This is a genomic window from Pseudomonas sp. 86_A (genome assembly GCF_017491705.1).
Lineage (GTDB): Bacteria > Pseudomonadota > Gammaproteobacteria > Pseudomonadales > Pseudomonadaceae > Aquipseudomonas > Aquipseudomonas koreensis.
Window position 1 is genome coordinate 50,168 of the sequence record NZ_JAFGYS010000010.1, and the last position, 18,765, is coordinate 68,932.

General features: G+C 61.3%; 13 protein-coding genes. 7 read left to right on the plus strand and 6 right to left on the minus strand.

What is annotated here, in order from left to right:
* Positions 1-190 precede the first annotated feature (190 nt).
* From lon to cmoB, 5 genes are all read left to right on the plus strand, one after another.
* Positions 191-2,608 carry an endopeptidase La gene (gene lon / locus J5M57_RS16360; protein WP_064589050.1) on the plus strand — a complete coding sequence of 806 codons (2,418 nt, stop codon included), beginning with the start codon at positions 191-193 and terminating at the stop codon, positions 2,606-2,608.
* Positions 2,609-2,823: 215 nt separating this feature from the next.
* Positions 2,824-3,216 carry a protease inhibitor I42 family protein gene (locus J5M57_RS16365; protein WP_064589051.1) on the plus strand — a complete coding sequence of 131 codons (393 nt, stop codon included), beginning with the start codon at positions 2,824-2,826 and terminating at the stop codon, positions 3,214-3,216.
* Positions 3,217-3,218: 2 nt separating this feature from the next.
* Complete coding sequence (locus J5M57_RS16370) at positions 3,219-3,854, plus strand: lysoplasmalogenase (RefSeq protein ID WP_169842366.1); 636 nt, start codon at positions 3,219-3,221, stop codon at positions 3,852-3,854.
* Positions 3,855-4,063: 209 nt separating this feature from the next.
* A complete protein-coding gene (gene cmoA, locus J5M57_RS16375) occupies positions 4,064-4,843 on the plus strand; it encodes a carboxy-S-adenosyl-L-methionine synthase CmoA (RefSeq protein ID WP_169842367.1) in 780 nt (259 codons plus the stop codon).
* On the plus strand, positions 4,840-5,796 hold the full coding sequence (gene cmoB, locus J5M57_RS16380) for a tRNA 5-methoxyuridine(34)/uridine 5-oxyacetic acid(34) synthase CmoB (protein WP_207847915.1): 957 nt from the start codon (positions 4,840-4,842) through the stop codon (positions 5,794-5,796). The genes cmoA and cmoB overlap by 4 nt, the downstream gene beginning before the upstream one ends.
* Positions 5,797-5,920: 124 nt before the next feature.
* Here cmoB and tadA read toward each other — a convergent pair whose 3' ends face one another.
* Positions 5,921-6,418 carry a tRNA adenosine(34) deaminase TadA gene (gene tadA, locus J5M57_RS16385; protein ID WP_207847914.1) on the minus strand — a complete coding sequence of 166 codons (498 nt, stop codon included), beginning with the start codon at positions 6,416-6,418 and terminating at the stop codon, positions 5,921-5,923.
* Positions 6,418-7,794 (minus strand): multicopper oxidase family protein, encoded by a 1,377-nt coding sequence (locus J5M57_RS16390; protein ID WP_169842369.1) that lies wholly within the window; start codon positions 7,792-7,794, stop codon positions 6,418-6,420. The genes tadA and J5M57_RS16390 overlap by 1 nt, the downstream gene beginning before the upstream one ends.
* Positions 7,795-7,982: 188 nt before the next feature.
* On the opposite strand from J5M57_RS16390, the gene J5M57_RS16395 reads away from it, so the two are divergent.
* On the plus strand, positions 7,983-12,749 hold the full coding sequence (locus tag J5M57_RS16395) for a membrane-targeted effector domain-containing toxin (RefSeq protein ID WP_207847913.1): 4,767 nt from the start codon (positions 7,983-7,985) through the stop codon (positions 12,747-12,749).
* Positions 12,750-12,847: 98 nt separating this feature from the next.
* Here J5M57_RS16395 and guaA read toward each other — a convergent pair whose 3' ends face one another.
* The 4 genes from guaA to J5M57_RS16415 all read right to left on the minus strand — a co-directional run bounded on the left by guaA (position 12,848) and on the right by J5M57_RS16415 (position 17,691).
* Complete coding sequence (gene guaA / locus J5M57_RS16400) at positions 12,848-14,425, minus strand: glutamine-hydrolyzing GMP synthase (RefSeq protein WP_064589057.1); 1,578 nt, start codon at positions 14,423-14,425, stop codon at positions 12,848-12,850.
* A gap of 100 nt (positions 14,426-14,525) precedes the next feature.
* Entirely contained in the window at positions 14,526-15,995 is a 1,470-nt protein-coding gene (guaB, locus tag J5M57_RS16405) for an IMP dehydrogenase (RefSeq protein WP_064589058.1), read from the minus strand.
* A 195-nt stretch (positions 15,996-16,190) separates the two neighbouring features.
* A complete protein-coding gene (locus J5M57_RS16410; protein WP_064589059.1) occupies positions 16,191-16,739 on the minus strand; it encodes a hypothetical protein in 549 nt (182 codons plus the stop codon).
* Positions 16,740-16,923: 184 nt separating this feature from the next.
* A complete protein-coding gene (locus J5M57_RS16415) occupies positions 16,924-17,691 on the minus strand; it encodes a sulfite exporter TauE/SafE family protein (protein WP_064589060.1) in 768 nt (255 codons plus the stop codon).
* A gap of 100 nt (positions 17,692-17,791) precedes the next feature.
* On the opposite strand from J5M57_RS16415, the gene J5M57_RS16420 reads away from it, so the two are divergent.
* The gene (locus J5M57_RS16420) at positions 17,792-18,679 is read left to right on the plus strand and encodes a LysR family transcriptional regulator (RefSeq protein ID WP_207847912.1); all 888 of its coding nucleotides are present in this window, start codon (positions 17,792-17,794) and stop codon (positions 18,677-18,679) included.
* Positions 18,680-18,765 lie beyond the last annotated feature (86 nt).

Sequence of the window (18,765 nt, forward strand, 5' to 3'; positions counted from 1 at the left end):
ACCGCCAGCCGCCACACCCACAGAAACGGATATTCACCCAAAACCCAAGAGCATGGTCGGCCCAGAGGCCGCCAAGTCCAAAAAACACACCCCTGTCAAAACCCTGAACACAATCAGAAACACCGCCCCCCATTGAAACCACCCAAGCCCTGCCCCATCTAAGACCCATACCCCATTGCGCAGGTGCCCCATGAGCGACCAGCAAGAATTCCCTGACAACCCCGACGACTACACCGAAGCCGAACACATCGAACACACCTCCTCCGGCAAAGGCCTCGCCCTGCCCGGCCAGAACCTGCCGGACAAGGTATACGTCATCCCGATCCACAACCGCCCGTTCTTCCCGGCCCAAGTGCTGCCGGTCATCGTCAACGAAGAACCCTGGGCCGAAACCCTCGATCTGGTGAGCAAATCCGAGCACCACTCCCTGGCCCTGTTCTTCATGGACACCCCCCAGGAAGACCCGCGCCACTTCAACACCGGCGCCCTCCCCGAATACGGCACGCTGGTCAAAGTCCATCACGCCAGCCGCGAAAACGGCAAACTGCAGTTCGTCGCCCAAGGCCTGAGCCGTGTGCGCATCAAGACCTGGCTCAAACACCATCGCCCGCCGTACCTGGTGGAAGTCGAATACCCGCACCAGCCGACCGAGCCGACCGACGAGGTCAAGGCCTACGGCATGGCGCTGATCAACGCGATCAAGGAACTGCTGCCGCTCAACCCGCTGTACAGCGAAGAGCTGAAGAACTACCTCAACCGCTTCAGCCCCAACGACCCGTCGCCACTGACCGACTTCGCCGCCGCCCTGACCTCGGCCACCGGCCCTGAGCTGCAGGAAGTGCTCGACTGCGTGCCAATGCTCAAGCGCATGGAAAAAGTCCTGCCGATGCTGCGCAAGGAAGTCGAAGTCGCGCGCCTGCAAAAAGAGATTTCTGCCGAAGTTAACCGCAAGATCGGCGAGCATCAGCGCGAGTTTTTCCTGAAAGAACAACTCAAGGTGATCCAGCAGGAACTCGGCCTGACCAAGGACGACCGCAGCGCCGACATCGAACAGTTCGAGCAGCGCCTGGAAGGCAAAGTCCTCTCGGCACAGGCGCAGAAACGCATCGAAGAGGAAATGCACAAGCTGTCGATCCTCGAAACCGGTTCGCCGGAGTACGCGGTCACCCGCAACTACCTCGACTGGGCGACCTCGGTGCCATGGGGCGTTTATGGCGAGGACAAACTCGACCTCAAGCACGCGCGCAAAGTGCTCGACAAACACCACGCCGGCCTCGACGACATCAAGGATCGCATCCTCGAATTCCTCGCGGTCGGTGCCTACAAAGGCGAGATCAGCGGTTCGATCGTGCTGCTGGTCGGCCCGCCGGGCGTGGGCAAGACCAGCGTCGGCAAATCCATCGCCGAATCCCTCGGCCGGCCGTTCTACCGCTTCAGCCTCGGCGGCATGCGCGACGAAGCCGAGATCAAGGGCCACCGCCGCACCTACATCGGCGCGCAGCCGGGCAAACTCGTCCAGGCACTGAAAGACGTCGAAGTGATGAACCCGGTGATCATGCTCGACGAGATCGACAAGATGGGCCAGAGCTATCAGGGCGACCCGGCCTCGGCGCTGCTGGAAACCCTCGACCCGGAACAGAACGTCGAATTCCTCGACCATTACCTCGACCTGCGCATGGACCTGTCGAAAGTCCTGTTCGTGTGCACCGCCAACACCCTGGATTCAATCCCCGGCCCGTTGCTGGACCGGATGGAAGTGATTCGCCTGTCGGGCTACATCACCGAAGAAAAAGTCGCCATCGCCAAGCGTCACCTGTGGCCGAAACTGCTGGAGAAGGCCGGCGTGTCCAAGGGCAGCCTGAGCATCAGCGACAGCGCGCTCAAAGCCTTGATCGACGGTTACGCCCGTGAAGCCGGCGTACGCCAGCTCGAAAAGCAAATGGGCAAACTGGTGCGCAAAGCGGTGATGAAGCTGATCGACGACCCGAAAGCGGTGATCAAGCTCGGGCCGAAAGACCTCGAAGCCTCGTTGGGCCATCCGGTGTTCCGCAACGAACAAGTGCTGTCCGGCATCGGCGTCATTACCGGTCTGGCCTGGACCAGCATGGGCGGCGCAACCTTGCCGATCGAAGCGACGCGGATTCACACGCTCAACCGTGGGTTCAAACTTACCGGACAACTGGGCGACGTGATGAAAGAGTCGGCCGAGATCGCCTACAGCTACGTCAGCTCGCACCTGAAGGCATTCGGCGGTGATCCGAAGTTCTTCGACGAAGCCTTTGTCCACCTGCACGTGCCGGAAGGCGCAACCCCGAAGGACGGCCCAAGCGCCGGCGTGACCATGGCCAGCGCCCTGCTCTCGCTCGCCCGCAACCAGCCGCCGAAGAAAGGTGTGGCAATGACCGGCGAACTGACCCTGACCGGGCACGTCCTGCCCATCGGCGGGGTGCGCGAGAAGGTGATCGCGGCGCGGCGGCAGAAGATCTTCGAACTGATTCTGCCGGAGCCGAACCGGGGTAATTTCGAGGAACTGCCGGACTACTTGAAGGAAGGGATTACCGTGCATTTCGCGAAGAAGTTCGCGGATGTGGCGAAGGTGCTCTTCTGATAGTTATGCAGTGATATGACCCCCGCTATCGCGAGCAGGCTCACTCCTACAGGGTTCTGTGGTGAACAGTTGATTTCTGAACGCCACAACCCACTGTAGGAGTGAGCCTGCTCGCGATGGCGTCAGCCCAGACACCAACACTCCCAGACTGTCACACTTTGTCTCATCTTCAGTTATGCTCGCCGTTCGTCGCCAACGTCGGAGCCGCTGACCTTATGTCCCCCACTCGCCTGTTTGTCCCCCTCGCCCTTTCTCTGCTGGCCGCCTGCGCCACGCAACCGAAACAGAACGTGACCGTGGAAAAACAGAGCGAATGTCCGGTGCGCCTCACCAACGGGCAAACCCTGATCGTGATGCTGCCGAGCAACCCCACCACCGGTTATCGCTGGGCCATTCAAGATTCCGCCGGCGGCGTCCTGCGCGCGCTGAGTCCGGAGGTCTACAGCAGCCCGAAAGATGCCGGCATGGTCGGCGCGGGCGGTTTTTCCACCTGGCGCTTTCAGGCCTTCGCTACGGGGACCGGCCGCCTACGCCTGACTTCGCAGCAGCCATGGGAGCCTGAAGTCACGCCGGCAGAAACCTTCGACTGCGCGATTTCGGTGAACTGATCGTGGGCTGGCTGATTCTGGCGCTGATGGGCGCGGTGACGTTTCTCTACGGGGTCAGCACCCATGCGGCGCTGCTGTGCCTGTTGGTCAAACCGTTGCCCGTCCTCGCACTGCTCGGCTGGCTGCATGACGCGCCGCCCAGCGACTATCGGCGCTGGATCAGCCTCGGTCTGATTTTCTCGCTACTGGGCGATGTATTGCTGGCGTGGCCGGGTGATTTGTTTGTGTTCGGCCTCGGTGCGTTTCTGGTCGCACATCTGGCGTATCTGAAGGCTTACCTCAGCGACTGCAAACGTCTGGCGCTGTTGCCGCTGGTGCTTGCCCTCGGTGTTGGCGCGGTGCTGCTGGGTCTTCTGATTTCCAGCGGTCTTGGGCCATTGCTGGTGCCAGTGATTGTCTATGGCACGGCGATCAGCGCCATGCTCTGGCGCGCCCTCGCTCGTCTGGGCACCGATGTGCCGAAACGCTCGGCGCTACTGGCGGCCGGCGGTGCAGTGGCGTTTGTGTTCTCTGACAGCGTGATTGGCATTGACCGGTTTGTATCGCCATTCCACGCCGCGCCGTACGTGATCATCCTCAGCTACTGGCTGGGCCAGTGGGGCATCGCTGCCTCCGCCTTCTCCCAGAAAACCCGCTAACCCCCTGTGGCGAGGGAGCTTGCTCCCGCTCGACTGCGCAGCAGTCGCTAAACCTGAGTACGCGGCACACCTGCAGCATCGTATGCAGCGGTTTTGGGGTCGCTTCGCAACCCAGCGGGAGCAAGCTCCCTCGCCACAGGTGTGTGTTTCAGGCTGGTGTGCGGCGGTTTATCAGACAACCCAAGCATCCCTGCGCCACTTTGGCTAAAATGCCGGCCTTTTCCACCGACACCGCCGGAACCGCCGTGAGCAAAGAACCCGATCGCATTTTCGCCCAGCCGATGGCCCAGGTGCCTGACTTCGCCTTCAACGAGGACGTGGTGCGGGTGTTCCCGGACATGATCAAGCGCTCGGTGCCGGGTTACCCGACGATTGTCGAAAACCTCGGCGTGCTGGCGGCGCAGTTCGCCCAGCCGAACAGCGTGCTGTACGACCTCGGCGCTTCGCTCGGTGCCGTCACCCAGGCCCTGCGCCGCCACGTGCGCACCGACGGTTGCCGGGTAATCGCGGTGGATAACTCGGCGGCGATGGTCGAACGCTGCCGCGAATACCTCAACGGTCAGGATTCGATGTTCCAGGAGTTGCTGCCGGTCGAGGTGATCGAAGGCGACATCCTCGCGCTGGATTTCAAACCGGCCTCGGTGGTGGCGCTGAACTTCACCCTGCAATTCATTGCGCCCGAGCAGCGTACCGCGTTGCTGTCGCGCATCCGCCAATCGCTGCTGCCCGGCGGTGCCTTGATCCTGTCAGAAAAGCTGCGCTTCAACGATGCCGAAGAACACGCGCTGCTCACCGATCTGCACGTCGCGTTCAAACGCGCCAACGGCTACAGCGAACTGGAGATTGCCCAGAAGCGCAGCGCCATCGAAAACGTCATGAAGCCCGACAGCCTCGAAGAACACCGCGAACGCCTGCTGGCCGCCGGATTCTCGAAAGTCGTGCCGTGGTTCCAGTGTCTTAACTTTGCCTCGTTGATTGCCTTGCCATGATTGATCTGTCCCCCCTCGCCCGCCGTCTGGCCGGTACCCCGCTGGCCGACTGGGCCAACACCCTGCAAGTGCAACTCGACAAGAAAATGGAGAAGGGCCACGGCGATCTGGAGCGCTGGCAAAGTGCGCTGGACGCGCTGCCCAAGCTGCAGCCGACGGAAGTCGATCTGCTCAATGGCCTGACACTCGATACCGATTGCGACGACGCCACCCGCGCGCAAATGCGTACCGCGCTGATGGGCCTGTCGCCGTGGCGCAAGGGGCCGTTCGACTTGTTCGGCGTACACGTCGACACCGAATGGCGCTCGGACTGGAAGTGGTCGCGGGTGGCACCGCACTTGGACCTGAAGGGCAAACGCATCCTCGACGTCGGCTGCGGCAACGGCTATTACATGTGGCGCATGCTCGGTGCCGGCGCCGACAGCGTGATCGGCGTCGATCCGAACTGGCTGTTCTTCTGCCAGTTCCAGGCGGTGCAGCGTTACCTGTCCGAGCCGAATGCCTGGCACCTGCCGTTCCCGTTCGAAGACCTGCCGCCGAACCTGGAAGGTTTCGATACGGTATTTTCCATGGGCGTGTTCTACCACCGTCGCTCGCCGATCGAGCATTTGCTGGCGCTGAAAGATTGCCTGGTCAAGGGCGGCGAACTGGTGCTGGAAACCCTGGTGGTCGAAGGCGACAAGCATCAGGTGCTGGTGCCGGAAGATCGTTACGCGCAGATGCGCAACGTGTGGTTCCTGCCCTCGGTGCCGGCGCTGGAACTGTGGCTGCGCCGTGCCGGCTTCAGCGATATCCGTTGTGTGGACGTCAGCACCACCACGGTTGAAGAGCAGCGTGGCACCGAATGGATGAAGTATCAGTCGTTGAGCGACTTCCTTGATCCGGAAGATCACAGCAAGACGATCGAAGGGTTGCCGGCGCCGATGCGGGCGGTGATTGTCGCCCGTAAGTAACTCGATGACGCCGCATAACCCTGTAGGAGTGAGCCTGCTCGCGATAGCGGTGTGACAGTCACAGCAACGTTGAATGTCACACCGCTATCGCGAGCAGGCTCACTCCTACAGTTTCAGGTGGTGTTTATTCAGCGGGTTTGGCGCGCCGGGCGCGGAAAAACTCGGTCAGCACCGCCCCACACTCCTCCGCCAATACCCCACCCTCATACAGCACCCGGTGATTCAAAAAGCCCTGGGTAAAAAACTGCCCCTGACTCTGCACAATCCCCGCTTTCGGCTCCAGCGCGCCATACACCACCCGCGCAACGCGAGAATGCACGATCAGCCCGGCGCACATGCTGCACGGCTCCAGCGTCACGTAGAGCGTGCTGCCCGGCAGGCGATAGTTGCTGACGGCTTGAGCGGCGGTGCGGATGGCGACCATTTCCGCGTGGGCGCTCGGGTCGCTGCCACTGATCGGGCAGTTGAAACCGCGACCGATGATCTCGCCGTCCTGCACCAGCACCGCGCCCACCGGCACTTCGCCGAGGGCGGCGCCTTGGGCGGCGAGGGCCAGGGCTTCGCGCATGAAATCCCGGTCACGGCTGCGGTCGATGATCGCCGCGGGGCGAATCTGGCGCATCACTTCACCTCGATGGCGGCCATCAGGCCGGTTTCCATGTGGTCGATCACATGGCAATGGAACATCCAAACGCCTGGGTTATCCGCCACCAGCGCCACTTGCGCGCGCTCGTTCTTGCCCAGCAGGTAGGTGTCGGTGAAGTACGGAATGATCTTGTGCCGGTTCGACGCAATCACCTTGAAGCTCATGCCGTGCAGGTGGATCGGGTGCTGGTACTGGGTCATGTTTTTCAATTCGAAGATGTAGCTCTGGCCCAGCTTCAGGCTGGCAATCGGCCGATCGGCGCAGGTCTTGTCGGTGATGTCCCAGGCCTTGCCGTTGATCTGCCACAGGCTCGGCGGCTTGCCGTTGTCGACATTCACCGACACCGAACCGACCCATTCGAAATTGAAGTTGAGTTTCACGGCATTCGCCAGATCCGGCTCGGCCACCGGGTTGGCGGGCAGGGCTTTCGGCCACTCGGTCGGTGCATCGTTGTTGGGCACCGAACGCAGGGTACCGAGGCGCACCGGGCCGTTACGCAGCGACAACTCTTCGCCGGCCGGCGGTGCCTTGATCGCCAGACAAATGCGCATGCCCGGGCCCAGCCAGTATTCCTTGCCCAGCGGGCGCGGCTCGACCGGGTTGCCGTCCAGCGCGTAGATCTGCGCTTCGACGCCGGGAATGTTGATGCGATACGTCAGGGTGTTGTCGAGGTTGAGCAGCCGCACCCGGGTGATCTGCCCGGCCGGCAATTCGATCACCGGAGCCGGCACACCGTTGATGGTCGACAACCGCCCCGCCGTGCCGCCACGGGCCGCTTCACGGGGAATGCTGAACTCGACGAAATTGCCTTCTTCGTCGATGTGCCAGTTCTTCAGGCTCAGGGTCTTTTCATACTTGAAACCGGTCGGCTCGCGCTCTTCGACGATCAACGGCCCGACCAGCCCGCGCCCCAATTCTTCGCTGCTGCTGACGTGGGGGTGATACCAGTAGCTGCCGGCGTCGGGCACGCGGAATTTGTAATCAAAGTATTCACCGGGCAGCACCGGCAATTGCGACACATAAGGCACGCCGTCCATTTCCAGCGGCAGACGAATGCCGTGCCAGTGAATGGTGGTCGCCACCGGCAAGTGGTTGATGAACCGCACCCGCAGCCATTCGCCCTGACGCACGCGCAATTCGGTGCCCGGCGCCGACGGGCCGAACGCCCACGCTTCGGTCTTGTGCCCCGGCACCAGCTCGACGTCCAGCGGTGCGGCGATCAACTCGTAGTCGTGACCGGCTTCGGCCTCGGCGACCTTGCCCAGCCAGTAACGCGACGCGCCTCCCGCCCCGACACCAACGACAACAAGACCGGCCAGGCCACCGAGGATTTGGCGACGGGTAAAGGACATGAACTCAACTACCTCACGTATCTGCGTCGGGCGAGCAGCCCGCAAAAGGCGAATACGATACACCTGCAATTGCGAAACGGTAAGGGCGACCTGCGACCGCACCTGCGCGCCGATATATATATGTAGTGCACATACCCGGCGGAAACGACTCATCCTTGGCGCCCCCTCATCCCAAGGAAGGAGAGTCCATGGACACCCAAGAAGCGCGTGCCTTGCCTAATGCTGCCGACAAAGCCGCACTGAAGGCCATCGCCAGCACCGTCATCAAGAATTGCCAGAGCGTGCAAGAGGCAGCCCACGACGTCGCCAGTGACCTGCTGAAAAAATTCGGCATCACCGGCCTCGACCCGGATCAGGTGTACTACCACCGGTTCGACACCGCGGAAAGCCGTTCGAAAGCCTTTACCGGTTGGGAGCACGTGCCCGCCACCCTGAGATCCACCGTCACCCTGACGCAGTTGGTCGTCCAGCGCTTTCGGCCCAGCGATCAGGACAACGCCGACCTGTTGGACGTTTACAGCGGTTTCTATACCGCCGGCCCGAGCGCCAAGCGGTTCAATGAAACCAACGAAGTGCGCCTGCACGGCGACGAAGTATTGAAAGCGTTCTGGGACATCAACTTCAGTGCCCTGTACCGAAAGCGCCTCACAGCGTTCTGGCAGACCTCTGCCGCTGACTTCCGCACCCTGGCCAAGTGCAATTTCCTCATCGAAGCCGTCAAGGCCCGGGACAAGCGCCAGCTGAGCGACGAGGACTTCCAGTTCATTACCGAGGCCGTCACAGGCCCGCTCACCTGGCCTGTAACCCTGAACATGCTGCAAACAGAGCATGCGTGCCCGAGCACCGTACGCGCGGTCGACATCGATGGCCATGTGGCCACCAACCTCCTTCGCTTCGTGGCCCCCAAGGGTCGGCAGATCATTTATCTGCCCGGCGAGAGCAGCGCCTTCAAGGTGCTGGAAACCGCGGTAGACATGCACTACTGGGTCTTGCAACGCATGAACACGGACGCCGAGCGCAAAGCGTTCATGACGCATTTCCCCCTTGCCGAGCGACAGACCATCAACGACAACCTCACCGACCTGATGAACCGCCTGGTCAGTACCTGGGGCAAATATGACCATCACCTGATCAACGGCAAGAACCTCATCGTTGACGGTGACGCGTTCAGTTGGCTGCGCGATTCAAGCAAAGACGCGATGTTTGCCGAAGCCGACCTCTTGCTGACCTCCAACGGTGATCTGCGCGAAAGACTGTGGATCGGCTATCTCACTGCCGGAATAAAGGTGTTCGGCCCTATGGCCGTCGTCGGCTGGCCGGTTGCACTGCCTGTGGTCGGCGCGAGTATCGCCAGTCTGGGCCTGAACATCGATCAGGCGGTCAATGCGAAAACCGCTCAGGAGCGCAAGGCCGGCGTGCTCGGCGCGGTGTTTGCCGGGATTGATCTGCTGTTCAACCTGCTGGTGCTCAAAGGACCCGGCTCGCTGGAAGAAGTCGGCCCTGAACTTGAGGCCGCCGAGGCGCAGGAGATGGCCGATCTGAAGCAATCGTCAGCAACCGCAGCCCCCGCCGAACCGGTATCGGCCGAAGCCGTGAGTGAAAGTCCCGAGCCTGTCGCAGAGCAAACGCCCATTCCGCAGACATTCAAGATCGACACCGTGCTCGACGACGCCCGGCTGATTACTGAAGCAGGACGATTCAAGGGCACCTATCAACTCGCGTCCAATCCGTCTTCGGCGATCAGGCTCGATGGCAATGCTTATTATGTGCGCTATGAGTCCGACCTCAATGGTCGCGGGACCTGGGCAATCATCGACCCGGCACGGCCCGATGCGTTTTCCGGCTCGATCCCGGTGCGCCTGAATGCGGCGGAGCAATGGGAAATCGCCCCGCAACTGGGACTGCGCGGCGGTACGATCAAACCAGCGACGGCCAGCGTCGGCGCATCCAGCGCCCCTGCCGCAGAAGCATGGGCACGAACACCGGGCATTCACGTACCGGGCCTCGAAGACCCTGAAATGCGGGCCTGGGCACTCGGCGGCCCAGACGTGCGCAGCCTGTTCCGGCGGGTGTGGGCACCGGGCGGTATCGATGTGCGCAACGTGCTCGGCCTCGACACCGAAAACCTCGGCGCCCGCAGCGTATTCATGGGCCCCGCCGACGAGTCCGTGCAGGAGTTGAGTGAGTTCGAGCTGGCGCAGGAGGAACCGCGCCGCGACTTGATCAGCGACGCCAACGCGTATTACGCCAACCATCCGCCTGCTCCACGGCAGCCTCTGACATCGGCGCCGGTGATCACTACACCGGATGCACTGTTCGATTACGCCTTCGCGCAAAAGCCGGGGCTGGTGCTCGGTGAGGGCACTGGCTGCATCGCCAGCAAACGCTTTCTGATCGAGAACATGGCGGCCCTTGCCCAGCAAAACGTCAAGACCTTGTACCTGCAAGAGCTGTTGGCCAACGTCAATCAGCTGGATCTGGATACGTTCGCCAGAACCGGGGAAATGTCCGAGGAGTTGCAGAACTATCTGAACAAACTCGACCTCAAGGCCGGTAACGATCCCGAAGGCAGATTCAACCTGCTGGCCCTGGTCAAGGCCGCCAATGCCCAGCGCATCCGGGTCCAGGCCATCGACATGACAACCACCTGGCACATCAACGAGGGCCCGATCACCCAGAGTCCGCAAAGACAGATGTCACGCAGCTTCTTTGCCAGCGAGGTCATCGGCTTCAACCAGCAACTGAACGGCCAGGGGCGCTGGATTGCCTTGGTGAATCAGGAAAACATGACCACCTTCCGGGGCTATCAGGGCATCAGTGAACAGACCGATGCCTTGTGCGCGCGCGTCGAAGACGTCGTCCCTGGCCGCGAGCAACCGCTCGGCAGCGACCCCGGTCTGGCCGTGGAATACGACGAAAATCCCGATTCCTCGGTGCATGAAGTGGTCGACGGTGAGATTGATCTGAACAGCGTTCAGGCGTCGATCAAAGGCGATTGGCGCGTGCAGCTGCCCAGCGTCTGGGCTTACCGCACATCCCAGGAACTGCGCTCACTGCTGCCGGAACCGGGCATGTTCACCCTGCAGCGCTACAGGAGCAATGTGCTGGTGGTCTATCGCAACGCCAACGGCGCGATGGCCGACAGCGTGATTCGTTCGACGCCCGGCGGGCGGATCAACCTCGATACACCGCTCGCCCCCACCTACGAATCCATGACCGTGGACTCTCTGGAGGAGCTGAAACAAGCCCTGATCAGAAAAGGCATGCAGCCCAAGGGCTGGCCGCCAGCGGCTGGCGAAGCGGTGAGTGGCGTGTCGCCGGTCGAATCGCTTGCCGAGGCATCACCGGAACTCGAGCAGTCCGTCATCCCGGCCAACTGGGAAGCCAATGAGTTGCTCGAAAACCTCTCTCCGGATACCACACCCGGAAAATTTCAGGGCATCTACCGGCTCGATTCGAATCCATCCACCGCGATCATGCTCGACGATTGCGCGTATTACGTGCGCTATGAAAGCGACGCCAACGGCGGCGGAGCTTGGGCCATCATTGACCCGCAGCAACCGAATGCCTTTTCAGGATCGATCCCCGTGCGCCTCAACGCCGAGGGTGAATGGGAACTGGCGCCGCGAGCCGGTCTCAAGGGGGGCGGCAACCTTCAGCCCCGCGGCTCACGCCCTCGCGCGCCGGCAGCCCCTCAGCGATCGCCGCAAGCGCAGGCGAGTGCGCTGCCGGCGCAAGTGAGTCCAGAGCTGCGCGGCCCGACCACGTCATACGACACGCCCCCCCGAGCCCGAGTCAGACAATTGGCGATGGGCGAGAGGGAAACCCACCTCAAGGTCGTTCATCAGCCGGACGGCAGCTTGAAAGGAATTCCGACCTTCGAAGAATACGTCGCGCCCCATCGGGCCGATCTATCCCGGGACGCCCGCCAGTTCATGTCCCGGGAAGGCCTGACCCGCACGCTGCCCGCACGCCCGCCACTGGCGGACGTGGCCACCTCGACCAGCGCATCGCAATTGATTCAGCGGGTTTACGAGGTCGCACCAGGCCTGGTCATTGGCGAAAGCCAGGATCGCATTGCCAGCATGCAGTTCCTGATCGAGAACATGCAGGCGCTGGCTGAGCAAAAGGTCGAAACGCTTTATTTCCAGCGTCTGCTCAATGACTTCAACCAAGTGCATCTCGACAAGTTCTTCCGCTCCGGTGAGATGACCAGCGATCTTGAACAGTACCTTCGACAGTTGCAAAGCGATCCCACGGGACGCTTCACCCCGCTCGAAGTGGTCAAAGCTGCGCAGCGCAATGGCATTCGGGTCCAGGCCACCGATTGCCTGGCCAGCTATCGCTATCCGGGGGCGCCGCTTCCCGACATGCACGAGCAAACCATCAAGACCTACCTGACCCACACCATCATGCAAGCCGACAAGGCGCTCAACGGCGGCGGTAAATGGGTGGTCCTCACCGATCAGCAAAACACCAACACCTTCCGGGGTATCGCGGGTATCAGCGAACTGCAGGGGGGCATCGGTCTACGGGTCGAGGAAGTGTTGCCGGCCAACCCTGCGCTGATCGAAACAGACCGGGGCATCGAGTTGGGGCGTGGCTACGCCTCTCAACCTGAGTCCCTCGAAGGAGATTCCGACACGCTGTATGCCGACATGAATCTGCAGACGCCCCTGCCGTTGCTCACCCGAACACCGAAAGAACTCGAACGGTTGTTGAGCCGCCAGGGCATGTTCACGTTCGAGAAGTCCGAGGGCACGTGGACACTGCTGCATCGCGGCCGCGATGGCCAGATTGCGCGCACGCTGGTCGAACGCACAGCCGACGGGCGCTATCTGATCAATCGCCCGTCATGGACCGAGGTCCATCAAGTGCCTTACGACACCATTGTCGAGTTGTCGTGGGGACTGAGCCGAATGGGCATGGACTTGGTAGGTCGCCTGCCGCTGTAACGCATGCTCACCCAAAACGCAAAAGGCCCCCGATCTCATGATCGGGGGCCTTTCTGGTTGCTAGCGTATCGAACCGGCAGCGACCGGCTCAGACACGATCACTCCCACTCAATGGTCGCTGGCGGCTTGCTCGACACGTCGTAAGTGACGCGGGAGATGCCTTCGATTTCATTGATGATGCGGCCGGAAACGGTTTCCAGCAGTTCGTAAGGCAGGTGAGCCCAACGCGCGGTCATGAAGTCGATGGTTTCCACGGCACGCAGGGCCACGACCCAAGCGTAACGACGGCCATCACCGACCACGCCAACCGATTTCACTGGCTGGAACACCACGAACGCCTGGCTGACCTTGTGGTACCAGTCGGCCTTGCGCAGCTCTTCGATGAAGATGTGGTCGGCACGACGCAGCAGGTCGGCGTATTCCTTCTTCACTTCGCCAAGGATGCGCACGCCCAGGCCCGGGCCCGGGAACGGGTGACGGTAGACCATGTCGTACGGCAGGCCCAGTTCCAGACCCAGACGACGGACTTCGTCCTTGAACAGTTCGCGCAGAGGCTCGACCAGTTTCAGGTTCATCTCTTCCGGCAGGCCGCCCACGTTGTGGTGCGACTTGATCACGTGCGCCTTGCCGCTTTTCGCGCCAGCCGACTCGATCACGTCCGGGTAGATGGTGCCCTGAGCCAGGTACTTGATGTTATCCAGCTTGCAGGATTCGGCATCGAACACGTCGATGAAGGTACGGCCGATGATCTTGCGCTTCTTCTCCGGGTCGGCTTCGCCGGCCAGGTTGTTGAGGAACTGCTCTTCAGCGTTGGCGCGGATCACCTTGACGCCCATGTTCTCGGCGAACATGGCCATCACTTGTTCACCTTCGTGCAGACGCAGCAGGCCGTTATCGACGAAGACGCAGGTCAACTGGTCGCCGATGGCCTTGTGCAGCAGTGCGGCAACCACCGAGGAGTCAACACCGCCGGACAGGCCCAGCAGCACGTTGTCGGTACCGACTTGTGCGCGGATGTTGGCAATGGCGTCTTCAGCGATCTTCGACGGAGTCCACAGGGCTTCACAGCCGCAGATGTCCAGCACGAAGCGCGACAGGATACGACCGCCCTGCTTGGTGTGGGTCACTTCCGGGTGGAACTGCACGCCGTAGTAAGCGCGTTCGTCGTTGAACATGCCGGCGATCGGGCAGCTCGGGGTGCTGGCGAGGATGTGGAAGTCTTGCGGCATCTTGGTGACCTTGTCACCGTGGCTCATCCACACGTCGAGGCCGAACAGGCCGTCGGCGTCGATGTGGTCTTCGATGCCGTCGAGCAGGCGGCTCTTGCCGACCACGTCAACGCGGGCGTAACCGAACTCACGCAGTTCGGAACCTTCAACCTTGCCGCCCAGTTGCTCGGCCATGGTCTGCATGCCGTAGCAGATACCGAAGACCGGCACGCCCAGATCAAACACCGCTTGCGGGCAGCGCGGGCTGTTGGCTTCGTGCACGGACTCGGGGCCGCCGGCGAGGATCACGCCTTTAGGCGCGAATTCGCGGATCGCCTCTTCGTCCATGTCGAACGGGTGCAGTTCGCAGTACACACCGATCTCGCGCACGCGGCGGGCAATCAGTTGGGTGTACTGGGAGCCGAAGTCGAGGATCAGGATGCGGTGAGCGTGAATGTCGAGGGCCATGATTCAGTCTCGTCTTAAGTAATTCAGAAACAGTCGTGATTCAGAAACAACTCGGGGCTGAATAAAACAGCCCCGGTTGCTTGATGATTTGCTTGAAGCCTCAACCTACGCGGTAGTTTGGCGCTTCCTTGGTGATCTGCACGTCGTGAACGTGGGATTCGGCCATGCCGGCACCGGTGATCCGCACGAACTCAGGCTTGGTGCGCATTTCTTCGATGTTGGCGCTGCCGGTGTAACCCATCGAGGAACGCAGACCGCCCATCAACTGGTGAATGATCGCGCTCAGGGTGCCTTTGTAAGGAACACGGCCTTCGATGCCTTCCGGAACCAGTTTCTCGGCGCCTGCCGAGGAGTCCTGGAAGTAACGGTCGGACGAGCCTTGCGCCTGGGACATGGCGCCCAGCGAACCCATGCCGCGATAAGCCTTGTACGAACGGCCCTGGAACAGTTCGATCTCGCCCGGCGCTTCTTCGGTACCGGCGAACATCGAGCCCATCATCACGCAGGACGCACCAGCAACGATGGCCTTGGACAGGTCACCGGAGAAGCGGATGCCGCCGTCGGCGATCAACGGAACGCCAGTGCCTTCGAGGGCAGCGGCAACGTTGGCGATGGCACTGATTTGCGGCACGCCGACACCGGCGACGATACGGGTGGTGCAGATCGAGCCAGGGCCGATACCGACCTTGACCGCATCAGCGCCAGCTTCGGCCAGGGCCTTGGCTGCGGCGCCGGTGGCGATGTTGCCGCCGATCACCTGCACTTCAGGGAAATTCTCTTTGACCCAGCGAACGCGGTCGATCACGCCTTTGGAGTGACCGTGTGCGGTGTCGACCACCACCACGTCCACACCGGCATTGACCAGCGCGGCAACGCGGTCACCAGTGTCTTTACCGGTACCGACGGCAGCGCCAACGCGCAGACGACCTTGGTCATCCTTGCTGGCCAGCGGGTAGGCTTTGGCTTTTTCGATGTCGTTGACGGTCATCATGCCTTTGAGGGCGAATTTGTCGTCAACGATCAGCACGCGCTCGATGCGGTGCTTGTGCAGCAGTTCGCGTACGTCGTTCTTGTCGGCGCCTTCCTTGACCGTGACCAGACGCTCTTTAGGCGTCATCACTTCACGGACAGTGGCTTCCAGACGATTTTCGAAACGTACGTCACGGGAAGTGACGATGCCGACCAGGTCGCCATCGTGCAGTACCGGAACGCCGGAAATATTGTGCAGACGGGTCAGTTCGAACAGATCACGTACCGTGGCATCGGCCTCGATCGTGATGGGATCCTTGACCACACCGGCTTCGAACTTCTTGACCTTGCGCACTTCGGCAGCTTGCTGCTCGATGGTCATGTTCTTGTGGATAATGCCGATGCCACCTTCCTGAGCCATGGCGATTGCCAGACGGGCTTCAGTCACGGTGTCCATTGCAGCAGAAACCAGAGGAATATTCAGTTCGATGCCACGGGTAAGGCGGGTCTTGAGACTGACTTCGTTAGGAAGCACCTCGGAATAACCGGGCACTAGGAGAATGTCGTCGAATGTCAGAGCTTCTTGGCTGATACGCAGCATCGCGGGGGCTCCCGAGCGGGAAAATGGAAGCGCGCCATTATAGTCAGACACCCCCTGCTGTTCAATGTAAAACTCAGCCTAATTGATGTACGGGGCCCGCTGTTTTCTGGAGGAGCTGCCGAAGGCTGCGATCTTTTGATCTTGCCTGTAAAAAACCACGTCAAAAGATCGTAGCCTGCGGCAGCTCCTACAGCTTCAGAGTTCGACTTTTACCCAGCTGACAGGCTGGTCGAGCCAATCGGCAAATTCATCGATAAAGCTCTGCTTGAACCCGGCTTCCAGCCAGTTGTTGAAAATGAACCCCAGGTTGGAAAACGCGCATTCCTGCAAATACAGAAAGCCGTTGATGTCGTCTTCATGCCCGCATTCCGGGCAGGTGAAGTTGTCGGTGCGCCCGGGCATCCAGTCTTCCAGACTCTCGAACAGCGCTTCGCCGACTTCGCGGCGACACTCGGCGCACCCGGCTTCTTCGAGAAAGCCCTTGGCCGGGGTGTAGATGCAGCGCTTGACGATGATCTCCAAGCCATTGATCGGCTCACCGAAGGGCAGCGCCTCGGGGTGCAGCACCACCGCACGCGCGCCATCGGCAATCGCGTGGGCCATGCGGTTGCCGGTGCGGCCGCAAGTCGTCAGCTGTTCTTCGATGATGTTCTTGCGCACCAGCCAGCGCACGATCGCCCGCGCCCGGGGTTCGTGGACCGGCAGGGTGGAGATTTTCGGGACGATGATGCTTTGCGAATTCATGGGTGCAGCCTGTGACGTCAAATGGAAGTTCTGCGGTGCTCTCTCCGACGCCATCGCTGGCAAGCCAGCTCCCACAGGTTTTGCTGGTGCACACAGTATTTGTGAGCGACCGAAACTCTGTGGGAGCTGGCTTGCCAGCGATGGCATCAGTGCGGCCGGCAGCTTAATCCCTGACGAAATCCGGTCAAGTGCTGAGATAACGCCCGATCAACGCAATCCCGCTCGCCAACACCAGCCAGGTCACCAATCGCACAAACGCCTCGCGCGACAAACGCAGGGTCAATCGCCGCCCGATCCACAGCCCCAGCGCCATGGCCGGCAACAGACACACCGCCAGCATCAACAAGGGTAGCTCGGCATACACACCGGCGATGGCGAACAGGCTCAAACGCACCACCGTGCTGCAACTGATCAACGCACTTTGCGTGGCCCGGGCCGCGTCTTTCGGCAAGCGGCTGTTGAGATAGATCGCATATAAAAAGCCGCCACTGCCAAACAGCGCCCCAAACAGCCCGCCCACCGTGCCCATCGGCAGCGCCCATGCGGCGGACAGTTGCGTTGGCCGGGTTTTCACCCACAGGCTGTAAATCGCATAAGCGCTGATGAACAGGCCCATCAACAGCAGCAACAGATCGGATTTGAGATTAAGCAGGAAAATCACCCCCAACGTGCACCCCACCGCCATGCACGGCAGCAGCCGCAACAACTCCGACTTGGCCACGTCCCGGCGCGAGGGCAGCAGATTGCCGAACGCCGCAACGAAATCCAGCAACACCAGCAGCGGCACGATTTTCGACAACGGCATGAACAGAATCAGGATCGGTCCGGCGACCAGCGCCGTGCCGAAGCCGGCAATCCCGAACACGATATAGGCCAGCGCGATCCCCAAGCCGATCACCGCCCAGCCGCCCGCGCCCCACGACCACTCGCTCAACAACCCCAGCACACTCATCGATCTGCTTCCTTTATAAGCCTGAGATGACTTTAGCCAGCGCCCAGCGTTGCGACTAATATGTTCACAGCCGCTTACTCATCTCGAAAAGGCATACCTGGTGCTCTCGACCCGTCAACTGCGCTACTTCGTGGAAATCGCCGAATGCGGCAGCTTCAGTGCTGCCGCTGAACGTCTGTTCATCGCGCAGTCGGCGCTGAGTCGGCAAATCAAGGACATGGAAACCCGCCTGCAAACGCCGCTGTTCGAACGCACCGCGCGCCAGCCCCGGCTCACGGCTGCAGGCGCGGCATTTTTGCCCCGCGCCAGAAACCTGCTCAATGAACTGAGCAAAGCCAGCGCGATGGCAACCGACGTCGGCAACGGGCAAGTGGGGACCTTGCGCCTGAGTCATTCCAGCACCGTGTCGCTCAGCGGACATTTATTACGCCGGATCAGCACGTATCTGGATCAGCAGACTGGCGTGTCGCTGGACATCGGCAAACTCTCCTCCGAGGCGCAGCTTGAGGAATTGGCCGAAGGTCGTCTCGATATTGGCCTGCTGCGCCTGCCGGTATTGCGTCAGCGCGAGGGCATTCAGGTGGTGCCGCTGTTCACTGAACGCCTGCTGCTGGCGGTGCCGAACGCTCATCGCCTGGCCGATTCAGCCTCTGTTGATCTGGCGCAACTGAAGGACGAGCCGTTCATTTCGATCCCGCATCCGCAGCGTGGCGGGCTCAGCTACCTGTGTGCCGACCTGTGCATGCGTCAGGGCTTCTTCCCCAAGGCGGCGCGGGTGATGTCGCGCAAGACCACTCAGCTGCAACTGATCCAGGCCGGATTCGGCATCGCCTTGCTGCCCGAATCGATGCAGGACATTGCGCCCGGCGGCGTACGCTTTCTGCCGCTGCGCAATCCTGATTGCCAAAGCACCGTCGCCCTCGCCTACCGCCAGAATCCCACGCCATTGATCCAACACTTCATCCAAACCTTCACAATCCCCCTGTAGGAGCTGCCGCAGGCTGCGATCTTTTGATCTTTTTCATACCGATCAAGCTCAAAAGATCGCAGCCCGCGGCAGCTCCTACAGGGATC